23 protein-coding genes are annotated in these 20,784 nt (G+C 58.8%); 11 read left to right on the plus strand and 12 right to left on the minus strand.

What is annotated here, in order from left to right; all coding sequences use genetic code 11:
* Positions 1-35: 35 nt before the first annotated feature.
* Complete coding sequence (locus tag Enr8_RS14185) at positions 36-1,151, minus strand: hypothetical protein (protein WP_146432602.1); 1,116 nt, start codon at positions 1,149-1,151, stop codon at positions 36-38.
* A gap of 221 nt (positions 1,152-1,372) precedes the next feature.
* Positions 1,373-2,494: a potassium channel family protein gene (locus Enr8_RS14190; RefSeq protein WP_186767658.1), complete on the minus strand. Its 1,122-nt coding sequence runs from the start codon at positions 2,492-2,494 to the stop codon at positions 1,373-1,375.
* Between the two features lie 298 nt (positions 2,495-2,792).
* On the opposite strand from Enr8_RS14190, the gene Enr8_RS14195 reads away from it, so the two are divergent.
* Positions 2,793-3,179, plus strand: coding sequence for a glyoxalase superfamily protein (locus Enr8_RS14195; protein ID WP_146432604.1), 387 nt, complete (start codon positions 2,793-2,795; stop codon positions 3,177-3,179).
* Positions 3,180-3,205: 26 nt separating this feature from the next.
* Positions 3,206-4,294 (plus strand): hypothetical protein, encoded by a 1,089-nt coding sequence (locus tag Enr8_RS14200; protein ID WP_146432606.1) that lies wholly within the window; start codon positions 3,206-3,208, stop codon positions 4,292-4,294.
* Here Enr8_RS14200 and Enr8_RS14205 read toward each other — a convergent pair.
* Entirely contained in the window at positions 4,279-4,584 is a 306-nt protein-coding gene (locus tag Enr8_RS14205; RefSeq protein WP_146432609.1) for a hypothetical protein, read from the minus strand. The two genes, Enr8_RS14200 and Enr8_RS14205, sit on opposite strands and share 16 nt — an antisense overlap.
* Positions 4,577-5,623: a DUF1559 domain-containing protein gene (locus tag Enr8_RS14210; RefSeq protein ID WP_146432611.1), complete on the minus strand. Its 1,047-nt coding sequence runs from the start codon at positions 5,621-5,623 to the stop codon at positions 4,577-4,579. The genes Enr8_RS14205 and Enr8_RS14210 overlap by 8 nt, the downstream gene beginning before the upstream one ends.
* A gap of 238 nt (positions 5,624-5,861) precedes the next feature.
* On the opposite strand from Enr8_RS14210, the gene Enr8_RS14215 reads away from it, so the two are divergent.
* The 3 genes from Enr8_RS14215 (at position 5,862) to Enr8_RS14225 (ending at position 9,187) form a co-directional block, all read left to right on the plus strand.
* Positions 5,862-6,917: a transaldolase family protein gene (locus tag Enr8_RS14215; RefSeq protein WP_146432613.1), complete on the plus strand. Its 1,056-nt coding sequence runs from the start codon at positions 5,862-5,864 to the stop codon at positions 6,915-6,917.
* Between the two features lie 304 nt (positions 6,918-7,221).
* Positions 7,222-8,742, plus strand: a complete 1,521-nt coding sequence (locus Enr8_RS14220) for a hypothetical protein (protein WP_146432615.1) — start codon at positions 7,222-7,224, stop codon at positions 8,740-8,742.
* Positions 8,743-8,824: 82 nt separating this feature from the next.
* Positions 8,825-9,187, plus strand: a complete 363-nt coding sequence (locus Enr8_RS14225) for a hypothetical protein (protein WP_146432617.1) — start codon at positions 8,825-8,827, stop codon at positions 9,185-9,187.
* A 3-nt stretch (positions 9,188-9,190) separates the two neighbouring features.
* Here the strand turns inward: Enr8_RS14225 and Enr8_RS14230 are convergent, their stop codons facing one another.
* Genes Enr8_RS14230 through Enr8_RS14240 form a run of 3 tightly spaced genes read right to left on the minus strand, consistent with a single transcriptional unit; the run spans position 9,191 to position 12,376 of the window.
* Entirely contained in the window at positions 9,191-10,210 is a 1,020-nt protein-coding gene (locus Enr8_RS14230) for an NAD-dependent epimerase/dehydratase family protein (protein WP_146432619.1), read from the minus strand.
* A gap of 49 nt (positions 10,211-10,259) precedes the next feature.
* On the minus strand, positions 10,260-11,432 hold the full coding sequence (bioF, locus tag Enr8_RS14235) for an 8-amino-7-oxononanoate synthase (RefSeq protein ID WP_146432621.1): 1,173 nt from the start codon (positions 11,430-11,432) through the stop codon (positions 10,260-10,262).
* Positions 11,433-11,434: 2 nt separating this feature from the next.
* Entirely contained in the window at positions 11,435-12,376 is a 942-nt protein-coding gene (locus Enr8_RS14240) for a hypothetical protein (RefSeq protein ID WP_146432623.1), read from the minus strand.
* A 181-nt stretch (positions 12,377-12,557) separates the two neighbouring features.
* On the opposite strand from Enr8_RS14240, the gene Enr8_RS14245 reads away from it, so the two are divergent.
* Positions 12,558-13,070: an EVE domain-containing protein gene (locus Enr8_RS14245; protein ID WP_146432626.1), complete on the plus strand. Its 513-nt coding sequence runs from the start codon at positions 12,558-12,560 to the stop codon at positions 13,068-13,070.
* Between the two features lie 224 nt (positions 13,071-13,294).
* On the opposite strand, the gene Enr8_RS14250 is transcribed toward Enr8_RS14245, so the two are convergent.
* Both Enr8_RS14250 and Enr8_RS14255 read right to left on the minus strand, forming a co-directional pair.
* Positions 13,295-14,263 carry a ribose-phosphate diphosphokinase gene (locus tag Enr8_RS14250; protein ID WP_146432628.1) on the minus strand — a complete coding sequence of 323 codons (969 nt, stop codon included), beginning with the start codon at positions 14,261-14,263 and terminating at the stop codon, positions 13,295-13,297.
* A gap of 69 nt (positions 14,264-14,332) precedes the next feature.
* A complete protein-coding gene (locus tag Enr8_RS14255) occupies positions 14,333-15,079 on the minus strand; it encodes a sugar phosphate nucleotidyltransferase (RefSeq protein ID WP_146432630.1) in 747 nt (248 codons plus the stop codon).
* 206 nt (positions 15,080-15,285) lie between these two features.
* On the opposite strand from Enr8_RS14255, the gene Enr8_RS14260 reads away from it, so the two are divergent.
* From Enr8_RS14260 to Enr8_RS25485, 4 genes are all read left to right on the plus strand, one after another.
* A complete protein-coding gene (locus Enr8_RS14260) occupies positions 15,286-15,879 on the plus strand; it encodes a hypothetical protein (protein ID WP_146432632.1) in 594 nt (197 codons plus the stop codon).
* Between the two features lie 65 nt (positions 15,880-15,944).
* Positions 15,945-16,670 carry a hypothetical protein gene (locus Enr8_RS14265; protein WP_146432635.1) on the plus strand — a complete coding sequence of 242 codons (726 nt, stop codon included), beginning with the start codon at positions 15,945-15,947 and terminating at the stop codon, positions 16,668-16,670.
* 106 nt (positions 16,671-16,776) lie between these two features.
* The gene (locus Enr8_RS25480) at positions 16,777-16,920 is read left to right on the plus strand and encodes a hypothetical protein (RefSeq protein ID WP_186767659.1); all 144 of its coding nucleotides are present in this window, start codon (positions 16,777-16,779) and stop codon (positions 16,918-16,920) included.
* 177 nt (positions 16,921-17,097) lie between these two features.
* Positions 17,098-17,241, plus strand: a complete 144-nt coding sequence (locus Enr8_RS25485) for a hypothetical protein (RefSeq protein ID WP_186767660.1) — start codon at positions 17,098-17,100, stop codon at positions 17,239-17,241.
* On the opposite strand, the gene Enr8_RS26200 is transcribed toward Enr8_RS25485, so the two are convergent.
* The 3 genes from Enr8_RS26200 to Enr8_RS14280 all read right to left on the minus strand — a co-directional run bounded on the left by Enr8_RS26200 (position 17,238) and on the right by Enr8_RS14280 (position 19,362).
* Complete coding sequence (locus tag Enr8_RS26200; RefSeq protein ID WP_261342467.1) at positions 17,238-17,441, minus strand: FAD-dependent oxidoreductase; 204 nt, start codon at positions 17,439-17,441, stop codon at positions 17,238-17,240. The genes Enr8_RS25485 and Enr8_RS26200 overlap by 4 nt on opposite strands.
* Before the next feature lie 25 nt (positions 17,442-17,466).
* Positions 17,467-17,805, minus strand: coding sequence for a sulfatase-like hydrolase/transferase (locus Enr8_RS14275; protein WP_146432637.1), 339 nt, complete (start codon positions 17,803-17,805; stop codon positions 17,467-17,469).
* Positions 17,806-17,985: 180 nt separating this feature from the next.
* A complete protein-coding gene (locus tag Enr8_RS14280) occupies positions 17,986-19,362 on the minus strand; it encodes a sigma-54-dependent transcriptional regulator (protein ID WP_146432639.1) in 1,377 nt (458 codons plus the stop codon).
* A gap of 411 nt (positions 19,363-19,773) precedes the next feature.
* Here Enr8_RS14280 and Enr8_RS14285 point away from each other — a divergent pair, with 411 nt between their 5' ends.
* Positions 19,774-20,406, plus strand: a complete 633-nt coding sequence (locus tag Enr8_RS14285) for a response regulator (protein ID WP_146432641.1) — start codon at positions 19,774-19,776, stop codon at positions 20,404-20,406.
* Positions 20,407-20,784: the final 378 nt, after the last annotated feature.

Here is a 20,784-nt window from a genome sequence, read left to right on the forward strand (position 1 = left end):
AAATGAGACGCCGAATGCCGCGCAGGTTGGCCATTTTATTGCGTCAAGAGGAGCCCTCGGCGGCTGCGGAGCGTGGCAATTTCGGCTGGTGTAAGCTCCGCGTAGACGGCTCCCGAGAGGTAGATCAGCTCGAGCTGGGGAAGTCGCTCGGCCAGGCGCACGATCTCGGGGCCTGCGTCCGGATCGCAGTTGAAGATTAACAGCGATTCGAGGTGGTGGAGCGACTCGAGCCCACGCAAATCAGGACCTTGGACCAGCGGCATATCGATCCCCAGCGATTTCACGTGGGGACAGTGCTGTCCGATTTGCGCCAGCGAGGATCCTGGGATTTGATCCCCGCGGAGCGTCAGATACGAGACGCTCGGCGTCCAGTTTAAAAACGCCTCGACGCCGCTTCCATGGAGCTGCGGATCGTTGACCGTTGCGGCGATGAATCGTGAGGAAAGCCGCCGTGGATCCCGCGCCTGTTCTGCCAGCAGTTGATTGACGTCGGCCGACTTCGGCTCGAACTGGAGCGCCTGATCAATGAACGCCCCTTGGCTCCGATTTTCCCAAGTCAACCAGTATTGATGGGCCGCATTCTCGCTGATCAGGCCGAGGTCGCGAAACGGGCGTCGTTGCCAAGGGATGTGGATCCGCTTGGCGACCCAGCCCCTTTTTTGCAAATCGGCCAGGTAGCGCTGGTCGGCCAAATCGACCGACCGGAGGTGCGCGGCATAGGCCAAGACCGCCGCGATCAGAGCGACGAGCGCGACCAATTCTTTCAATTGAAATTGCCAGCCCCAGCGAGCCCGCCGCCACGCCGTCGCATAGGTGATCAAGAGGCTGGTGAGCAGCGCCACAAGTGCGTTCGCCGCAAGTTTTAATCCGGAGAACGACTGCACGTTGGCCCACAGCTTCCAGCGGTGCAGCGGAAGCGAACTGTCGACCTGGCGCACCTCGTATTCGAGCGGCCAGCCATAGTGGATCTCGGTGTAAGAAATGAATGTTCCCAACGAGGCGGGCGTATAAACCGTGACACTGGCGTTGGCGACAGTGAGAAAGGTGCCCGCGCCGTAGCCCACGGTGATGAGTAGACAAACCAAGAGGAGCCACTTGCACCGCCAGAGAGGAGCGAGTGCGAACAAGATCCATTTTCGCAGTTTGGTCATGACGCAATGTCAGCCAGGAAGAGACTTAAGACGGCATGGCTGATTGTAGAGGAGGCTGGTTGGTAATTCGAGAAGAATGCGATGTGGGGCGCGAAGTTCGGCAGGCAAGGCCTGCCCTACGGCTTCTTTCGGTGTTCTATTCCCTCTCGACTTGCGGCCGCATTCCCTCGGCTCGCGCCCTCGGGTTCGTGTTTGCTTCCTACCGCTCTCCGCTTTTCTTCTCAGTCGGCGTCGATGATCGCGCCGCGGTACATGATTTTGCCTTTGGAGCTGCTGAAGCGTTCGGCTAGTTGCGGGATGTCGTCGTCGTGGCCCAGCACGATGACGATGTCGCCGGCGATCAGGCGGGACTCGGGCGGCGGGTTGAGGATCGTCGAGCCGTCAGGATGGCGGATGCCGACGATCAAGAAGCCGTGGTTACTGCGCAGTTCGATCTCGCCCAGCGGTTTGTTGACCAGCGAAGAGCCAGGGGCCACTTCCAACTCGTCAAAGTGCAGCCCGATCCGGCCGAGCTCTTCGTTCAGATCGCTGCGGTGGGTTAGCTGCTCGAGCAGGTTTTCGGCCGACGGGCGGATGATCATTTGGGCCAGCTTCTTGGCGCCGATCGCCGTCGGTAAGACAACCTTGTTGGCGCCGCAGCCGATCAGCTTCTTTTCGGTTCGGGGGTTTTCGCCCCGGGCGATGATCGTCAGCTCGGGGTTCATCTCGCGGGCCGTGACCGTCACAAAGACGTTGGTCGCGTCGGCCGACAGGACGGTCGTCAGCAGCGCTGCGCGGTGGATGCCGGCTTGCTCGAGCACCCACTCTTCGGTCGCATCTCCTTTGACAATCAAGTAGCCGAGCGCTTCGGCCGCGGCCAGCCGGGCTTCGTCGGAGTCGATCACAACGAACAGTTTCCCTTCGGCGTGCAGTTCACGAGCCAGGATCGAGCCCATTCGCCCGACGCCGCACAGGATGGTGTGACCAGTCAGCTTTTCAATTTCTTTCGTCATTCGTCGTGCCTTTAGCGCCTTTTGCAATTCGCCGTCGACCACCATTTGCATGAACCCGCCAACCGTGTAAATGACGGCGCCATAGCCGGCGATGATCACCATGATGGTGAGCGCCCGCAGCGGGATCGATTGAACCGGTTGCACTTCGCCGTAGCCGACGCCGAAGATGGTGATGATCACCATGTAGATCGAGTCGGCCAGATCCCAGCCGGCCGAGACGTAGCCAACGACCGCGACGACGCAGATCATCAGGAACAGCACGGCGCCGGTGACCATCTTGCGAATGGGCGCCGACAGCGGACTAGGACGCTCGGGGTCGTCGTGATGGTGGAAAGGGTCGTCAGATTCCACAGATTTACAAGCCGCCAGCCAAGGGAAAAAACGGAAGTGCGCACCAGGAAAGAGAGCCAGTCTTGGCGCCTTGCCTGACGCGGGACCGAACCCCTTTGCCGCTGGTGAAAACTCCGCCGACTTTCGACCCAGCTCGTATCTAGGAAGTGTAGCTGAAGGGGTGGGAAATTGCGAATAGAAGAAGCAGGGAACGCGGACGTGGCAACGGCGCCCAGGCAATTATTCGTTTGACTTTGACCGCCAGATGCCGGACGCTAGGGACGCATTTTCAAATTTCCCACCGGGGGGAGTCGACTGGATGACAATTGCGTTTCAACAAACCATACCCGTCTTGCGAATCTTTGACCTCGCCAAGGCGAGAGAGTTTTACCTCGATTTCCTCGGCTTCCAGATCGACTGGGAACATCGTCTCGACGAGACCTCGCCGATCTATCTGCAGGTTTCTCGCGCCGGGCTAATCTTGCACCTCAGCGAACATCACGGCGACGGCACGCCGGGGACCAACGTCTTTGTTTGGATGACCGGCATTGAGGCGCTGCACGCCGAGATCATGGCGAAAGATTACCCCTACAACCGGCCGAGCGTCGAGAAGACGTTTTACAATTCGCTCTGTATGAAGGTGATCGATCCGTTCGGCAATCAGCTGCTATTGAATGAAGAGATCAAGCTGGATGGGGAAGTGTAGATAGGTAGGTAGGGAGAAGCGAAGCGATGGAGTCATGGCATGTTGTACTTGCCGCCATCTTGTTATTCCTGCTCGTCATCGCCGCTTTCTCATGGTTGATTGATGTAACGGGATCGTGGGAACCGGCCCGGTCAGAAATTGACTGGCGAACGATCCAGGTTCCGCCGATGCGGATCAAGTTGCAGCCGAACCCGGGGATTCGCTGGCTCGATGCCGACTTTGTCGAACGGGTTCAGGAGTACCTGCAGCTGAACCGTTTCCATCCGCTGGGGGACTTTAGTAGCGAAGAAATGCGAACCGTCTCGCCGGACTTTCGCGTCGAAGCGTTCTGGCAGCCGCAGCACTGCGTCTTGGCCGAACTTCAACAGACCTCTGCAAAGGAACTATTTGTGGAGTTCACCTCGGTCGGCGAAGCGGAGCAAACGTATGCGGTTGTCGTCTCGTCCCCGTTCCAATTGGATTTGTCGCCGAAATTCAACGTGCGCTTATTGTCAAAGGACGAGCTTTACGAATCGCTCGAGGTTTTCTACCAGAATCGCCCCACCGATCGGCCATTCCAGTCGCTAGACGCCCCTCGATATGTAGAGCTGTTTCAGCGGTTCTATGCAGAAGGCATCGATTGGCGGATTGAGCGGGGGGGGCTAACGGCCGACGAATTGGCTCGCGTCGTCGCGTTTGAAGGGGGGACGTATAGCGACGAATTGCTCTCGGCGGTAAATACGGCGTGGCGGTTTAAATACAGCGAGTTTCTCAGTGCGAATCTTCGAGCAAGTTTTCGCGTGGAGTACTTCATCTCGGACGATGAGTGGAACCGGATCCGTTATCGGCTGGTCTTCGTCCATCACAAACAGCTGCTGTGGCAAGTCTTCCAAACCTGGGAACCAGTTTACGCGTGCGTCAATAATACCGGCGATAACGAGGCCTACGCCCGCCACTGCGATTCGCTACGCAGTGGAATGGATGGCAAAGCTCCGCGACAGGCGTTCGCGGAGCTCAATGAAAAACTGGGGCAACTCCGTTTCAAGCCGTACGGCCAAATGAGCAGCCCCATCGCGGCCGACGTCTATGTTCATCCACGCGGTCCCGACAAAGCCGGCAACTATCTGCCTGCCTGATCGAGCATCATCTGCCGCGTTTCCAGTTCGGCGTTTTGCCAGTCGCCTGACTCGGCCATGTCGGCGATTCGCGAGAGCATCGCATGCTCGCTGGCGGTGATTTCGCCAGCGGACAATTTGTCGTCGATCAGGGTGCGAAATCGCTGCAGTTGCTGGTCGTTTTGCAGGTTGCAGACGGTCGAAAGGGTTTTCGCCATTTCGTAGGCGGCGGGACTCACTTCGGGATAGCCGCCGCAGCCGATGATCGTCAGCAGAGCCAACGCCCCGGCAAGGTAATCGCGTCTATTCATCGCTGATCACCTCCCCTTCGGCGATGCTCGTCATCGCGGCGAATAGTTGGCGGTTGACCACTTCCGAGATAAACCGGACCGAGCCGTCGCCGAGCAACACATTCGCGCCGCCGAGATGATCGGACTGCATTTGGCCGACGTGTAGCGTTGGATAGTTGGGCGGGTGAATGATCGGGTTGCCGAACGCGTCCTGTTCGCCGGCCGCCGGACCGCTATGAACCAGCACCAGCGTCGCGGCCGACTCGGCGCCATTTTCGGGCGAGGCGATCTTTGGGTGAACGAAAGCGCCAGGCACAACGCCGACCCACGTCTTGTCGCTCAGACGCGACGTATGCTCACCGCAGAAGACGCTGTTGGATAGGCCGTCGGTCACGTCACGAAACCGGGTGCGTGAGTTGCGGAAAAAGGGGCCATCGGCGATCTTGCCGGCGTCGCCGTTCAAGCCGCCGCTCGGTCCGCTGGCGTCGCCCCAGCATTCTTCCTGCCCATGACTGGCGACATAGTGCGCCCGGCCGAGGTAGATCGCGCCGCTTCCTTTGTCGAGCGGGTCGCCAGCGTCGTCGACTACCTGCAGCGCGTCGGTCGGTCCGGCGGACGACGGACAGAGGAACATCTCGAGCTTGGTCTGCGCCGCGGCCTGCAGGGATGGGTCCCACGCTTTGCTGCGGTTGGGCAGGGCGTCAGCGACATTTGCCTGTTCGACAAACGGCAGCATCAACTTCGCCCAGCTCCAACCTGGGGTGGCGTCCCAGGTCACCGCGTCATAGTCCCCGGATGGCAGGCTGCTGATCGAGCTGTAATTGCTGTGCGAGACATAGCCCGATGGGAATGAGCCAAGGGCGTCGTGATAGTTGTGCAGGCCGATGCCGATCTGCTTCAGGTTGTTGGTGCACTGCATCCGGCGAGCCGCCTCGCGGGCTTGCTGCACGGCAGGCAACAGCAGGGCGATCAAGATACCGATGATCGCGATCACGACCAGCAATTCGACCAGGGTAAAGCCACTTTGCCGCTCGGTGCGCTGGCGAAAATTGGGGAGCATGAAAGCCTCGCGTTTGTGCAAATGTTTTGTGATTGTTTGATAAGTCAAAATATCGGATACGGCAGGGCAAATCAAGTTCGGCGTGGTCTTTCCCCAGGATTTGCGTTAACGGAAACTTCATGGCCCCATGTGGCTAATTTTTGGGCACTTCCGCCCCGCTAACGGTCGCTGGCCTCTCCCCAGGAATCCGCTAGAATTGAGAAATGTGCTTTCGTTTCCCACAACTAAGGAGACCATTGTGGCCTCACCGCTCGAATCGCTGATTGCTTCCGGCACGAAACTTTGGCTCGACTCGATCGATCCCGACCTGGTTCGCAGTAACTTTGCCCTCGGCGCTACCGGCGCTACGTCGAACCCGGTCATCGTTTCGGACCTCATCAAGACGGGCCGTTTCGACGACAAAATCGCGGCGCTGATTTCCGAAGGACTTTCGGACAACGACGTGGCCTGGACGTTGACCAATCAGCTGGTCGCCGACGCCCAAAGCGTCTTTCTGCCGGTCTGGGAAAAGGCCGGGGGCAACGACGGCTACGTCAGCTTCGAGGTCGATCCGCTGTTGGAAGATCCGGAAGTTGACATGCCGCACGACGAGCGCGTCGCCAAGTACATCGAGCTAGGCAAGCATTGGGCCGAAGGTCACAAGAACCGCATGATCAAAGTGCCGGCGACCCCGGCCGGGCTCGACGCGTTGGAAGAACTGTGCGCCGCCGGGATCACGCTGAACGTGACGTTGATCTTCACCGAGCGTCAGTACGAAGCGGCTCGCGACGCCGTTTGGCGTGGCGCCCAGCGTCGGGAGAATCTCGATAGCTTCAAGAGCGTCTACTCGATCTTCGTTTCGCGGGTCGACGTTTACACCGAACAGCATCTGCCGCAACTGACCGACGAAGCGCAGGGCCAGCTGGGCATCGTCAACGCCAAGCGGATTTGGCAGATGAACCAGAAGTTCTGGAGCGACAAGCCGGTCAAGCACCAGCAAGAGATGATCTTCGCGTCGACCGGCACCAAAAAGCCGGAAGATCCGCCGTGGAAGTACGTCGCCGCGTTCGCCGGCAGCGATATCGAAACCAACCCGCCTGGCACCAATGACAAAGTGCAGGAAAGCGGCGTCCAGATCACGAGCCAGGTTGCCGACATGCCGAGCGACGCCGTCTTGGCCGATCTCGACAAGCACGTCGACTATCAGCACCTCGAGAAGACGCTGATGGAAGAAGGGATCGCCAAGTTCGCCAACCCGCAAAAGGCGCTGTTGGAACTGATCGCCGTCAAACGAGCCTCGATCACGGTCGGCTAGTTGGCGAAAAAATGTAGGGTGGGTGTAGTAATCGCGGGCAAGTTGCATTCATTGGCAACGCGTCGTTCGCTTATGTAACCCATCTTTCGCTTGCGACCGCATTGTTGGGCCAGCGCTCCGCTGCACCCAACCTACAAACCCGCGACGTCGGTTCTGTGAAGGATCGGCGTCGCGTTATTTCTTGCCCGCGATTGCGGGTCGCCGTGCGCGTTTCCATTTGCCTTGCGGCGGCAAACGGGAGATAAAGGAAGAGAGCGAATCATGCGTGGATTCCAGGCAATCTCGATTTAGGAAGGCGGAGCTCATGTTCGGCAAACAATCGCGACGTGGATTTTTGCAGACTGGCGCAGCGGTCGGTCTCGGCAATCTTGCGTTCCTGCAAGGGCTGCGTCCCGTCTCGGCCCAAGAGGCGAACGTCGATCTTGCCCATGTGCAGTTGCAGCCCGAGATCGCGCCGCTGGTCAAGCTGATCGAAGAGACGCCCCGCGATCGACTGCTGGAAGAGATTGGCGCCCGGATCAACAAAGGGCTCAGCTATCAAGAGCTGCTCGCCGCGCTGCTGCTGGTCGGGGTGAAGAACGTCGAGCCTCGTCCGTCGGTCGGGCACAAGTTTCACGCGGTGCTGGTCGTCAACTCGGCTCACCTGGCGAGCATCGCTTCGCCGCCAGAGCATCGCTGGCTGCCGATCTTCTGGGCGCTTGACTACTACAAGTCGGCCGCTGCCCGCGATGTGCAAGAGCGGGGCGATTGGATGATGCCTGCGGTTGCCGAAGGAAAGATGCCCAAGCCAACCGTCGCCGGCCGGACCTTTGCCGAAGCGATGGAGAACTGGGATGAAGCGGCCGCTGATACTGCGGTGGCGTCGCTGGCTCGCACCGCCGGCATGAACGAGATCTACGAACAGTTCTATCGATTTGGGGCTCGCGACTTTCGCTCGATCGGGCACAAGGCGATCTTCGTCGCCAACAGCCAGCGGACGCTGCAGTTTGTCGGGCGGGATCATGCCGAGCCAGTGTTGCGATCGCTCGCCTACGCCCTGCTGATGCATGAAGGAAGCAATCCAGCCGAGCGCGATGACGAAGCGGATCGACCTTATCGCCGCAACAGCGAAGTCGCCGGGAAGATCCGCAATGATTGGCAGGACGGCGCGCTGAAGAGCGATGCGACGCTTGAACTGATCACCGCGATGCGATCCGCGACCAACGACGACGCCTGCGATCTGACGGTCGAGCTTTTGAACCGGGGCGCTTCGCCGCAGTCAATCTGGGATGCATTACATCTAACCGCCGGCGAGATGCTGATGCAGCAGCCAGGCATTGTCGCACTGCATGCGATGACGACGACCAATGCCCTGCACTACGCTTTTCAAACCTCAGGCGATGACCAGACGCGGCGACTGATGCTGTTGCAGAACGTCGCCTTTCTGCCGATGTTCCGCGGCGCGATGAAAGGCCGCGGCAAAGTGAAGAGCGTTACGATCGACGATCTGACGCCGGAGAAGCTGGACCGCGATTCGGCGGCGACCGAGCAGATTTTTGCCGATCTCAGCCGCGACCCGATGACCGCCGCCAGAAAAACTCGCGGGTATCTGGCCGAAGCGGGGACCGGCGGCGCGACGCAGCTGTTGGACGCCGCCCGGGTGCTGGTCTTCTTGAAAGGAAACGACGCCCACGACTACAAGTTTAGCTCGGCGGTGCTCGAGGACTTTTATCACGTTTCTCCCGAGTGGCGAGATGTTTACCTGGGGCTGAGCATGTTCAACCTGCCTGGCTCGGGGGCTCGCGACAACAGTTTGGTTCAGCGAACGCGAGCCGCTTTGACATAGCCGACAGGCGTTCTACTGTTATACTAGTAGAATGTGCTTGGTCTGTTGTTCGCTCGTTTTGTAACGCGTCTGGGTTCGCTGTATGAAGTTCGCCGCCTATTTGAAAGACTCGACCGGAAAGGTGGAACGTGGCGAGATTGACGCCTTTGACGAAGCGGCGGCGCGGCGAATCCTGGAAGCGGACGAGGGAACGACGATTGTCGAACTGCGTGAGCTGCCGCCGCTCGAGTCGCTGCACAGCATGGCCGACGGTTGGCGAACAACCTGCATCTTGCTGGCGATCACAACGTTTGGCCTGGGGATGCTGACCGCCGGATCGATGATGTTCATCCCGGTGCATCCGCCGCTGATGATGCTCTTTTTCGGCTGGATGATTTTGGGAGTCGGCTTCTCTAGCTTGGCGAACCAGCGGCATATCTTGATTGAGCTGCGCCGCCGGCGGTAACGTCTAAAGCCAACCATTCTCTCGATACCATTGGCCGGTTTCGCGGAAGCTCTCGGCGAGCGGTTGTTTGGTCTGAAAGCCGAGTTCCTCTTGGGCGCTAGTAATGTCGCACGTCCAGTCGCCGGCGACCGCTTCCCGAATCTTGTCCAGGCTCAAGATATTCGGCTTACGGATCGCGCGGCCGAACCACTCGGACAACGTCGCCACGGTCCACAACAGCGGGCGGGGCGTGGTGATCGGCCGCAGTCGCTTGACGCCAACCGCATCGGCGACCATTTGACCCAATTCCAGGTAAGTTGGCTGCACCGGATCGGAGCTGAAGTAGTAACCGACGCCATCAAATTTATCTTGCGGGTCGGGGCGATGGGTGATTCGTTTGCCTTGGGCGAGCGCCTGAACCAGCTGTTCGATTAGATCGTCGATGTAGATGACCGATAGCTTTAGATCGGCCCGCGGCATCGCATGGATGCCAAACCGATTGATCGAACGGAACATCGGAAACAGGTCGCGGTTCTCAGCCCCAAAGATGATGCCGGGCCGCACGATCGTGATCGGCACGCGATCGGCCAGCGTTTCCAGCTGTCGTTCGCCGGCTCGTTTGCTTTCGCCATAACCGGAGACCGGCTTGGGGAACTCGTCAGGGCGGCGCCGACTATCTTTCTTGGCCGGACCGGCGGCGGCGATGCTGGAGACATAGATTAGCGGCGGAGGATCGGCGAGCGCCGCGACCGCTTCGCCCACCAACCGCGTACCATCGCGATTGACGTCAAACAGTTGCTGCCGCGACATGCCGCTGATCAGTCCGGCCGAATGGAAGATCGCATCGCAACCTTCCATCGCCGACGTAAGTTCGCCACCCTCGGCAAGATCGACTTTGACCAACTCGGCGCCGATTTCCTGCAGGTGGGCGGTTTGCGAACGCTTGCGGACGGCACACCGCAGCGAGTGCCCATCGGCGGCCAAACGACGGCAAAGATGTCTGCCGACAAAGCCGCTGCCGCCGGTTACGAAGTAGGTTGCCATAGAGATGGATCGCGCAGGTTGCCAATCAAGTGGAAAATCGAACGCGAGCTTACAGCAGTTGCTGACGCAAAGTGGCCAACGCCGTCGTCAGCTTGTCGAGATGCGCCGGCGTGTGTGCATAGCTCAGGCTAATCCGCAGCAGCGACTCGCCGCTGGGAACGCTCGGAGGTCGAATGCCCGGCACGAACAGCCCCTGATCGCGCAAGCGGTGCGAGGCCTGCATGGTTGGTTCTGGTTCGCCCAGCAGGATCGGAATGATCTGGCTCTCGCCGCCGACTTGCCAGCCTTGTTTGCGTAACGTTTCGCGAAGTGCGTCGGCGCGTTTTAGTAACAGCTGCCGACGCTCTGGCTCATCCCGCACGATCTGCAGGGCGGCCAGCATCGCCGCTGAAGCGGCCATTGGCGCGGCGGTCGAAAAGACGTAGCTGCGGGCCCGATTGAGCAGCCAGTCGATCAACTGCTGGCCACCGACGACAAAGCCGCCATGTCCGCCGAGCGCCTTGCTGAGCGTGCCGATCCGGACGTCGACTTGCTCTTCGACTCCCAGATGTTCGCAGACGCCGTGGCCCTGCTCGCCAAAGACGCCGGTCGCGTGCGCTTCGTCGACAATCAACGTCGCGTCGTAGCGGTCAGCCAGTTCGCACAAGTCGACCAGTGGGGCGAAGTCGCCATCCATGCTGAAGAGCGTGTCGGTGACGATGTAGCGGCGGCGGAAGGCGCTGGCCTGGGCGATTAGCTTCTCGAGATGATCGACGTCGAGATGCTGATAAATCTGGGGACGAGCGCCGCAGAGGCGGACGCCGTCGATGATGCTGGCATGGTTTTTGGCGTCACTGAAGACGACGTCTCCCTTGCCGGCCAGCGCGGTGATCGTGCCGACATTGGCGGCGAATCCGGAGGAGAAGAGGAGGGCCGCTTCGGTCCCTTCCAACTCGGCCAAGGCCGCTTCGAGCGCTGCGTGCGAAACGCCATGGCCGGTAACCAACGGACTGGCGCCAGAGCCCCAACCTTCCTGCTGGATCGCGGCGATTGCCGCTTCGCCCAGACGTGGATCGGCGGCCAGCCCCAGGTAATCGTTGCCGCCAAAGTTGATGAACTGCTGGCCGTCGACCGTTTGCTCGGCCGTTTGCGGACCGTGGTGGGTGCGCAAGTGGCGACGCATGTGCAACTGATCGAGCGTCTGCAACTCTTCTTCTAGCCAGGCCAGCGGGCGTCGCGTCATCGTTAGGCGGCTTCCGTATCTTCAACCGGCGTCGCCGAGGTGATCTGCGGCGCCGCTACTTTCGATTTCGATTCGACCCGCGTCTCGAGCTCGGCGATCTGTTCGCGAATTTTTTCGAGCTCTTCTTCCTTCTCGGCGACCAACTCCTCCAGCATTTCGATTCGACGATCGTCGTCGAGTTGCATCAGTCGCGAGAGCATATCAAGCGCGATGATGCCTCGCCAGAAACGAAGGGCCAGACCGCGGAGCCGATAGATGCGCGACGCTTTGGTCACTTGCTGCAGTCGCAAGAGGTGCGAAATTCGCAGCACCCGCAGGAAGGCGACCAGCGGCAAGCAGATGATCAGCAGGTCGACCCAATGTTTGCGGACGTAGTGGAACTTCTTGTCGACCAGCGAGAACATCACGATGAACTCGACCGTGAAGGCGAGCCAGGTGATGCTGTAGCCTGTTTCGACGATCACCTGGAGCCAAGGATATTGTCCGATGTCGATCCGGTAGTGCCAAACCAGGCTGATCGAGAGGAGCGGCAGGATCATCAGCGCGACCAGGATCATCGGGCCGCTGAAGGCGCGTTCGACTTCTTCATGCAAATCTTCGTCGACTTCTCGCCAACCGAGCAGCGGCAGCCACATTGTTGTGCCGGTCTCATGATCGCGAGCCGCCAACCGCAGCGGGGGCAACAGCGAACGGAGCAGCGCCATTTTCCAGCGGGGGCTGCCGATCCAGCAATGGGCGAGCGCTTCGGCGAGGAAAATCGGAAACATCAATACCGTCAGCTTGACGAAGTAGAGACTCGCTTCGTCCGACTGATAGACCGTTTCCGAGTTGAACTCTTGCACCGCCGCCGCAACGAAATAGAGAAACGTCAGCGAAGCGCAGAACATCGGCACGGCCATAAACCGGTCGAGTTCGATCGTTTTGCTGGTGGACGTTTCGTTCATAGCTCTTCGTGACTAGTTATTCGCCAGAATCGGGTGCAAATTAGCGGAAATTCGGCGATGTGCCAAACCGAATCTGCCCTGTTTCGTCTTCCCTGTCTTGCGGCATTTAGCTGATTTTAGATGATGAAGCGACAACCTCCCAACCCGTATTCCTTGTTGCTATCACGGAAAGTGGTGCGTCGTGGCGAAAAAAGCGGCTAAGTCCAGTTCGACAAAGCGTTATTGGTTGCTGAAGACCGAGCCGGAATCGTATTCCATCGACGATCTGGCGAATGAGAAAAAGCAGACGACGTTTTGGAGCGGAGTCCGCAATTACCAGGCCCGCAACTTCATGCGCGACGACATGAGAGTTGGGGACGAGGCTTTCTTTTACCACAGCAACGCCAAGCCGCCGGCGGTCGTCGGCACGGCCAAGATCGTAAAAGAGGGCTACCCCGATCACACGTCGTGGGACAAGAAGGATCATCACTACGACGAAAAGAGCACGCCGGAGTCGCCGCGGTGGTTTATGGTCGACATCCAATTGACCGAGATCTTTGAAGAGGCGCTCGGCCGCGATCAACTGACCGGCGTCAAAGCGCTGGCCGATATGGAACTGATGCGGAAAGGCTCGCGCCTGTCGGTCCAACCGGTCAAGAAGTCGGAATGGGACGCCGTGCTGAAACTGGCGAAGCGAGCGAAGAAGAAAAAGTAGATGGCCGTAGGCGGCACATTGAAAATGTAGGTTGGGTGCAGCGGAGCGAAACCCAACAATGCGATCGCAGGCAGAAGGTGGGTTGCGCAAGCGGCGAATGCGTTATTGCGAAATGACTTTCTGAGCGCTTGCTCCATCCACCCTACAACTTGGAAAATGAAGCACTGCTGGGCAAGCCAGCAGCGGCACACGTTTCTCAGTGAATCAATGTCGTTGCGTTTCGCTTAGCCCTGAAACGCCCCAAAGTCTTCGCGGAAGATCGCGCTGATCGATTCGTCGTTGTGGATTCGTTTGATCGCTTCGCCCAATAGCGGGGCGACGGTCAGGATTTTGGTGTTGGGGAGCAAGTGGCCTGACTGATGCGGGATGGTATCGGTCAGGATGATCTCTTTGATCGGGGCCGCTTGCAGCCGGGCGATCGCGTCTCCACAAAGCACGCCATGGGTGGCGGCGATGTAGATATCTTTGGCGCCCGCTTCAAAGGTGGTCTTGGCGGCGCCGCAGATCGAGCCGGCGGTGCTGATCATGTCGTCAAAGATGATTGCCGTGCGACCTTCGACCGGACCGCCGATGATGTTCTCTTGCGTAGTGTCGCTGGCGCTGTGACGACGCTTGTCGCAAATCGCCAGGCGTCCGCCCAAACGGCGGTGATGGCTGACGGCCCGCTTGATGCTGCCGGCGTCGGGGCTGACGATCACCAGGTCATCTTCCGGAATGTTGAGATTCTGGAAGAAGTGGTTCAGCACCGGGGCGGCGTACAAGTGATCGACTGGCACATTGAAGAAGCCCTGAATCTGGGCGGCGTGCAGATCCATCGTCAAGACGCGATCGGCGCCGGCGGCGGTGATGACGTCCGAAACCAGCTTGGCGGTGATCGGCACGCGACCTTCGTCTTTGCGGTCCTGACGGGCATAGCCGAAATAGGGGATCACCGCGGTGATCCGCTCGGCGCTGGCCCGGCGACAACTGTCGATCATGATCAACAACTCCATGATGTTGTTGTTGACCGGAGGACAGGTCGGTTGGACCAGGAAGACGTCGCGGCCGCGAACATCTTCTTCGATCTTGCAGGCGTTCTCACCATCGGGGAATTCCCCTAGCGTGATGCGGCCCAGCGGGATGTTCAGGAACTTGCAGATATCGCCGGCCAGACGCGGATTGGCGCGACCGCTAAAGATTTTGATCTCTCTCATTTTCGAAGCGGAATGCACGATCCAATCCGGAGGGGCGTTCAGTACGAGCGACACAATGGCCAGGGCGAATTACTTAGTGTAACCGAGACGGGTCATCTCTTCTTCCACCAAACGCAAATCCTCCATCGAATTCACGCTTAACGCTTCACATTCGGCCAAGACCGGCGAAGCGTCCACCAGCTCCCCCATCTGCCGCAAAATGGCGGGGCAATCGGTCAGGTAGTACTCACGTTGGCGGTTTTCGTTGGTCAATTCGTCCAATGACTGCAGCATTTTTTGACAATCGAAGACATAGGTGCTCATGTTCACCTCGCGGATTTGCCGCTGCTGATCATTCGCATCCTTCTCTTCGACAATGCCGGTAAATCGCCCCTCGGCGTCACGGACGATCCGTCCCAAACCGGTCGGGTTTTCTTTTTCCAAGGTTCCCAGCAGGCAGGCCATTTCTTCTTGCTCGAAACGGGTCAGCAGTTTTTCGAGCGAAGCGGTCTGGACCAGCGGCGAATCGCCGGTCAGCACGACGACCGAACCCTCAAAATCGGCCAATTGTTCGCGACAAACCATGACCGCGTGTCCGGTGCCAAGCTGTTCGGTCTGATCGACAAATTGGACGTTTACGCGATTCGACAGCGTTTCGCGAACAAGGTCGGCCTGATGGCCGACGACGACCAGCACCCGATCGACGCCGACGGCGGAGAGCGCGTCCAGGACGTACTCGATCATCGGGCGTCCCAGGGCGGGGACCAGCACCTTGGGGAGCTCTGACTTCATGCGGGTTCCCTTGCCGGCGGCAAGTACGACTGCAAGTCTTTTCATCATCGGCTCTTAGAGAGTTTCGGCGATCGCGTCTCGCTCTGAATTGAGCGGGCCGCCAATATCCCACGAAACGAGTCTCGGTTCTAGCCCGCGATTTGTTGCATGCGGCGAAAACCTTGTAGTGGTTCCCGCGAGGCAATAGGGATAAAATGTGGGTAGTACTAGGAAACTCTCCTCTCCCTGCCAGAAAGCTGCGAGGGCGCACCGTGACTGATCGAAACGCACCCAATCATCTGCACCACAATGAAACGCCTGATTTCCGTCTCTTGTTGGATGCGATGTTCGTCCCCAAAAACCAAGAGCTCTGGGCCAAACTCTGGGAACAGGTCCAAGAGGAAGAACAAATCGCTGAGCTGCAGAAGGCGACCGGCATCCGCGATGAAGCGCTGCTGAAGCACTTTGTCGACATCGGCGTCACGGCCGAGAACCTGACGGCGATGGCGTTGTTTCCGCTGATGGCGGTTGCGTGGGCCGACGGGTTTATACAGGTCGAAGAAAAAGCGGCGATTTTGCAGGCCGCGCTCGACCTGCATGTCGAAAAAGGGCACGCCAGTTACGACGTGCTGGAGAACTGGCTCGACCACCCGCCGCAAGAACAAAGCATGAAGGTTTGGCAAGCGTACGTCCGCGCGATCCGCGATAGCCTGTCGCCTGAGCAGGATAAAGCGTTTCGTGACGAAACAATCGGCCGCGCTCGCAAAGTTGCCGACGCAACTGGCGGAATCTTGGGACGTTTTGGCGACCGGATTTCCGATAAAGAAGATAAGGTGCTAAAGGAGCTAGAGGCCGCCTTCCTGTAGAGGGGTTCGGTGATTGCACATTTTAGGCTCTTGGCGCCACCTGCCTTCGTTGGGCCCAAAAACCAATGCGATTTGCCAACTTCCTATATTCCAAGCGTCTTCCCGGCGGGGCGGCGCTGATGAACTTCGTGATCGCCATGGCCATTTTGTGGCTGGCGACCGGGCATATCTATTGGCGATTCCCCCTGAGCATGTCGATTCTGCTGGGGGGAATTATCGACATTACGCACCAGGTTCGCGTTCGGTGGCGAGAAGAATCGCGGTTCCACGTCACTATGCTAGAGATCGTGACTCTCTCGACCTGCATCGCCCTCTTCTTTGCCGGGGCCAGCTACGACCGGCGGCTGCAGATCGCCAACTATCGGGCCGGCATTCTCGGTAATATTGAGCTGCTGGGGGGATCGTATAGGTACGCCGAGAATGGCCTCTGCATCACGATCGATAACCCCGATTTCAGCGACCAAGACCTGCCCAAGCTGTGCGCCTACCTGGCGATGGCGACCGACGCCAAGATCCCGATCGAGCGATTGGAGATCTTTCGGCATGCGATGACCCGCCGCTCGCGGCTGCTGCTATTGGATATGACGCTGCCGCATGAGGCCCATATCGAGGGACTGCCGGAGAAGTGGGAAATGGAGTATCGCGACGCCCATTCCCAGACGCTGGTCGAGTTCGTCCCGGCGGCGGAAGTCAAGAAAGAAGAACGGGTTCTAACGACGGCCGACGTCATTCATGTCGGCACACCGGACGAGCCAGAAACGCCCCCGGCGGACGATCCGACGTCGCTCTAACGCCGATTTCTTTCGCCCCATAAAATTTTCTTACCCGATCCCGCTCCCAATTTCGCCTAGGTAGGTGCAGGCGAAATTAGTTCTTACTGGGAATTGGGGAAATGTCATGAAGACCACTTGGGAAGCGGATATCACGCTGAACAACGTCTTGCTGTGGGGCGTGATGGCGACCAGCGGTCTGGCGGCGGTCAATTTGCTCCTCTGGGTATTGATGTGGACGCTGCTGTTCCTCCACTCAATCTCTTACTAGAGCGGTTTTCCTCCATCTGTATCGTTGTGGCTGGTTGCGGCCGCGCTGGTCGGCGTTGACCTGCATCGACGAATCTTGAGGATTCGCCTGCTTCGGTCGCCTTGACCAGCTTGCCTCACTAACGCCAGAAACGCTACTGCGATCAGAAAAACGCTCAACACGCACGGGAAAACGACGATGAGCCGCGACGTAACTGCTGATAATCGCTGGGCACGGACGATCGCCACGCTTGGCTGTGGGATGATCCTCGTCATCGGCGCACTGATGACCTGCGCCGTTTACGGATTTCAAGCGCTGCGCGAAGTGGTCGCTGCGATTTAAGCCTTGTCCCAAGAGGGCTCGACGCCATCGGCGACCAGGCTGCGCTGGAAGTCGGCCAGTTTATCGGCCGAACCGCGAATTCCGCGAGGCGAGAGTTTGCTATCCAGCGCAAAGCTGGCCAGGCAACCAGCCGCTTCGCCGATGCCCCATTCGACCGGATGCAATCGATAGCAACCGTTGGTCAGATGGGTCGTGCCGATGTTCTTTCAGGCGGGAATCAAATTCTCAACGCGCTGCGGGATCGTAAAGGTGGTCGTAGTCAGGCGCCTCGTTGCGGGTCATGTCGTAGGCGCCGTTTCGCTGCGGATATCGCCCGGTCATCAGCGAGCCCCGCGACGGCGTACAGGCGGGCCAAGAGACATAGAAGCTGGTCAACCGAGTTCCGGCCGCGGCCAGGGCATCCAAGTGCGGCGTCCGGACGCCGTTGCAACTGAGATCGGCGAAGCCCTGGTCGTCGGAGACGATTAGGACGACGTTGGACGGACGCGTTGCTTGTTCGTCCGCAAGGGCGATGGTGGCCAGCGCAAACGATCCGAAAACGGCAAGCAGGCAATACTTCGTCATAGTGGCGATGGGGGGAAGAGGCGTGATTCGCTCAGATCTGCATGATATTACGGGATATCATTTGCTGCGCAGCAAAAAATCGGGGCAGGCCCAATCGCGCGCAATATCGCCTGATCGGCGTCAAGAAACAGGCAAGGCCGCAACAAGTGCGGCCTTACGGATCAGCGGCGGCTTTCGCGACTAGCGGGCGCCGGCCATGTCTTCCAGCCCGAGACGCTTCATCTTCTTGTACAGCGTCGTGCGGTTGATGCCCAGTTCGTCGGCGGTCAGGTTCCGGTTCCAGCCGTTCGATTCGAGGGTTTCGAGAATGATTTGACGTTCCGGGGCTTCGAGCGCTTCTTTCAGCGTGCGGCCGTTGGTCCGCTGGACCGAGACCGGGGCGCCGGAGGCGATCGCGGCCGGCAGTTCGCCGGGGCCGATCATTTCGCTCTTGGACAACAGCACCGAACGTTCGATGACGTTTTGCAATTCGCGGACGTTGCCCGGCCATTGATATCGCTGCAACGCCGAGAGCGCTTCTTCGGTGAAGCCGCGGATCTGACGGCCGGTGTCTTGGCGAACTTCTTCCAGGAAGTGGGCGGCCAGGCGGGGAATGTCGCTGATGCGTTGACGCAGCGGCGGCAGTTCCAGGTTGATGACGTTCACGCGGTAGAACAGGTCTTGGCGGAATTCGCCCCGCTCGACCAGGCTAGACAGGTTTTCGTTGGTCGCCAGGATGACGCGGGTATCGACCGAGATCGTCTTGGTGCCGCCGACTGGTTCGAATTCCAACTCTTGCAAAACGCGAAGCAGTTTGACCTGCATGCTTTGCGGGGCGGTGCCGATTTCGTCGAGGAAAATCGAGCCGGTGTCGGCCTGCTTGAATTTACCGATCTTGTCGGAGGTCGCTCCGGTGAACGAGCCGGCGACATGGCCGAACAGTTCGCTTTCGAGCAACGTCTCGGGCAACGCGCCGCAGGCAACTTCGACAAACGGACGTTCGCGCCGGTTGCTGCGGCGATGGATCGCGCGAGCCAAGAGCGACTTACCGGTACCGCTTTCGCCGGTGATCAAGATCGTGGCGCGAGTATCGGCGACGCTTTCGACCATGTCGAAGATCTTCAACATGCGATGGTCGTGGCCAATGATGTTCTCGAGGCCGTACCGCAGATCGAGCTGCTCTTTCAGCTTTTCGTTTTCGGCCAGCACCTGACGTTGCGACAAGGCGCGGTTGATCGCCATTTCCAATTCGCGATCGATCAGCGGCTTGGTCAGCATGTCGAAGGCGCCCAGACGCATCGCTTCGACGGCGTCGTCGGCCGTGCCATATCCGGTAATCAGAATAACCGTTAATTCCGGCTGGGTTTTTTGGACGTGTCGCAAAATATCGAAGCCGTCCCCATCCTGCAAACGAACGTCGGCCAGGACCAGGTCGAATTTCGGTTCGGCCAACTGGGCGATCGCATCGTTGTATCCAGGCGATGTCGTGACTGCATAGCCAATTTCGCGAAGCCACATGCCCATCGATTCGAGCAAATGGCGATCGTCGTCGACCAGCAGGATATGGGGCTGACTCATGCTTTTCACACTTGGTTATTAGCGGGAAGTGGCGACCAGGGGAGTTGTCGTAACACAGGCGAATCGAAAAATGGCGCCGACAAGGTTATCTAGGTTACGCCTTTCCAGAAGTCAACGCGCTGATGCGGAAACGCAACGCTGCGGGAATCCCCATCTTGCGGGTTAGACGTAAAAAAGGACGCAATTTGGCTATTTACGTCTTTGTTACGGGGTGGAACACCGCAATCGGAAGTTGGACCCACCAGAAGCACTAGCTATTTGGGCTGTGGGCGGTAAGATAGCCTGAAGTTCGCCAACTAATGTTTGACTGGGCATTCGCGGATTCGTCGCCCAATCTTGCAGACTACCTGCTGGTCGCGGGCAGCACGCGGTAGGTGGCATTGCACGAAAATGTTGTGGAGAAGTGATTTAATGAGTATCAGCATCGTTGTTGCAGACGACCATGAAGTGGTTCGTAGCGGCTTGGCAAGTTTGCTCAAAGGGACAGCTATCAGCATTGTTGACGAAGCGTCCAATGGAGAAGAAGCGGTCGAAAAAGCGATCGCCCACCACCCCGATGTGGTTTTGATGGACATCCGGATGCCTAACACCGATGGTCTGGGCGCCCTCGAAAAGATTAAGAAAGAATCCCCTAACACGCGGGTCATCATGTTGTCGACTTACGACAACCCGACCTACGTCGCGCGGGGCGTCGCTTTGGGGGCTTATGATTACGTGTTGAAGGGGTCGTCGCGCGAAACGATCGTCACCGCGATCGAGAACGCCGCCGCCGATCAGCCGATCGCCGAAGACAGCCTGATGAATCGCGTCCGCGGCGCGATGGCCAAACGTCAGGAAGCCAAGCACAGCGACATTCCGCTTACCAATCGCGAAATGCAGGTCCTGCGTCACTTGGCGCTGGGGCTGAGCAACCGCGAGATCGGTCGTTCGCTGAACATCAGCATCGAGACGGTCAAAGAACACGTGCAAAACATTTTGCGCAAGATCGACGTGACCGATCGTACGCAAGCGGCGGTCTGGGCCGTTCGCCGCGGCTTGGTCTAACTGCCTGTTGAAAAATGGCCTCGTGGCATTTTCCAACCTCGCCAGGCTCAGAGCATAGCTCTTCGCGGCTCCCAAAATAACGACTTACGGTCGCTATTTTGGGAGCGCATCCCTGCGATCCAGCAGCCTGTTGAGAAAATCAACGGACTGCTAAGCCTTACGACAAACGCGAATCCGATCGAGACCGCCTTTCCCTGGGCGGTCTCTTTTTTTGCGCGTTGCCTCCGCCATCAGAAACCGCAAAAATAATAGCAAGCTGTCGAAAGCATCTGTCGGGTGGGTGAAGCGAGCCCAAGGTTGTTGTTTGGCTCGAAACGTTCAGTCGCTCGCGCAACCCACCTTTCGCTGGCAAACGCATTGTTGGGCCAGCGCTTCGTT

Origin of the sequence: Blastopirellula retiformator, assembly GCF_007859755.1 — a bacterium.
Classification (GTDB): Bacteria; Planctomycetota; Planctomycetia; order Pirellulales; family Pirellulaceae; genus Blastopirellula; species Blastopirellula retiformator.

Excerpts from the sequence above, each read along its gene's own strand:
- Enr8_RS14185 (WP_146432602.1), bottom strand. The coding sequence starts at position 1,151 with ATGACCAAACTGCGAAAATGGATCTTGTTCGCACTCGCTCCTCTCTGG.
- Enr8_RS14225 (WP_146432617.1), top strand. The coding sequence starts at position 8,825 with ATGAAGTTCGCCGCCTATTTGAAAGACTCGACCGGAAAGGTGGAACGT.
- Enr8_RS14285 (WP_146432641.1), top strand. The coding sequence starts at position 19,774 with ATGAGTATCAGCATCGTTGTTGCAGACGACCATGAAGTGGTTCGTAGC.
- Enr8_RS14210 (WP_146432611.1), bottom strand. The coding sequence starts at position 5,623 with ATGCTCCCCAATTTTCGCCAGCGCACCGAGCGGCAAAGTGGCTTTACC.
- Enr8_RS14275 (WP_146432637.1), bottom strand. The coding sequence starts at position 17,805 with ATGACGAAGTATTGCCTGCTTGCCGTTTTCGGATCGTTTGCGCTGGCC.
- Enr8_RS14200 (WP_146432606.1), top strand. The coding sequence starts at position 3,206 with ATGGAGTCATGGCATGTTGTACTTGCCGCCATCTTGTTATTCCTGCTC.
- Enr8_RS14195 (WP_146432604.1), top strand. The coding sequence starts at position 2,793 with ATGACAATTGCGTTTCAACAAACCATACCCGTCTTGCGAATCTTTGAC.
- Enr8_RS25480 (WP_186767659.1), top strand. The coding sequence starts at position 16,777 with ATGAAGACCACTTGGGAAGCGGATATCACGCTGAACAACGTCTTGCTG.
- Enr8_RS14265 (WP_146432635.1), top strand. The coding sequence starts at position 15,945 with ATGCGATTTGCCAACTTCCTATATTCCAAGCGTCTTCCCGGCGGGGCG.
- Enr8_RS14230 (WP_146432619.1), bottom strand. The coding sequence starts at position 10,210 with ATGGCAACCTACTTCGTAACCGGCGGCAGCGGCTTTGTCGGCAGACAT.
- Enr8_RS14205 (WP_146432609.1), bottom strand. The coding sequence starts at position 4,584 with ATGAATAGACGCGATTACCTTGCCGGGGCGTTGGCTCTGCTGACGATC.
- Enr8_RS14240 (WP_146432623.1), bottom strand. The coding sequence starts at position 12,376 with ATGAACGAAACGTCCACCAGCAAAACGATCGAACTCGACCGGTTTATG.
- Enr8_RS14220 (WP_146432615.1), top strand. The coding sequence starts at position 7,222 with ATGTTCGGCAAACAATCGCGACGTGGATTTTTGCAGACTGGCGCAGCG.
- Enr8_RS14280 (WP_146432639.1), bottom strand. The coding sequence starts at position 19,362 with ATGAGTCAGCCCCATATCCTGCTGGTCGACGACGATCGCCATTTGCTC.
- Enr8_RS14250 (WP_146432628.1), bottom strand. The coding sequence starts at position 14,263 with ATGAGAGAGATCAAAATCTTTAGCGGTCGCGCCAATCCGCGTCTGGCC.
- Enr8_RS14255 (WP_146432630.1), bottom strand. The coding sequence starts at position 15,079 with ATGAAAAGACTTGCAGTCGTACTTGCCGCCGGCAAGGGAACCCGCATG.
- bioF (WP_146432621.1), bottom strand. The coding sequence starts at position 11,432 with ATGACGCGACGCCCGCTGGCCTGGCTAGAAGAAGAGTTGCAGACGCTC.
- Enr8_RS25485 (WP_186767660.1), top strand. The coding sequence starts at position 17,098 with ATGAGCCGCGACGTAACTGCTGATAATCGCTGGGCACGGACGATCGCC.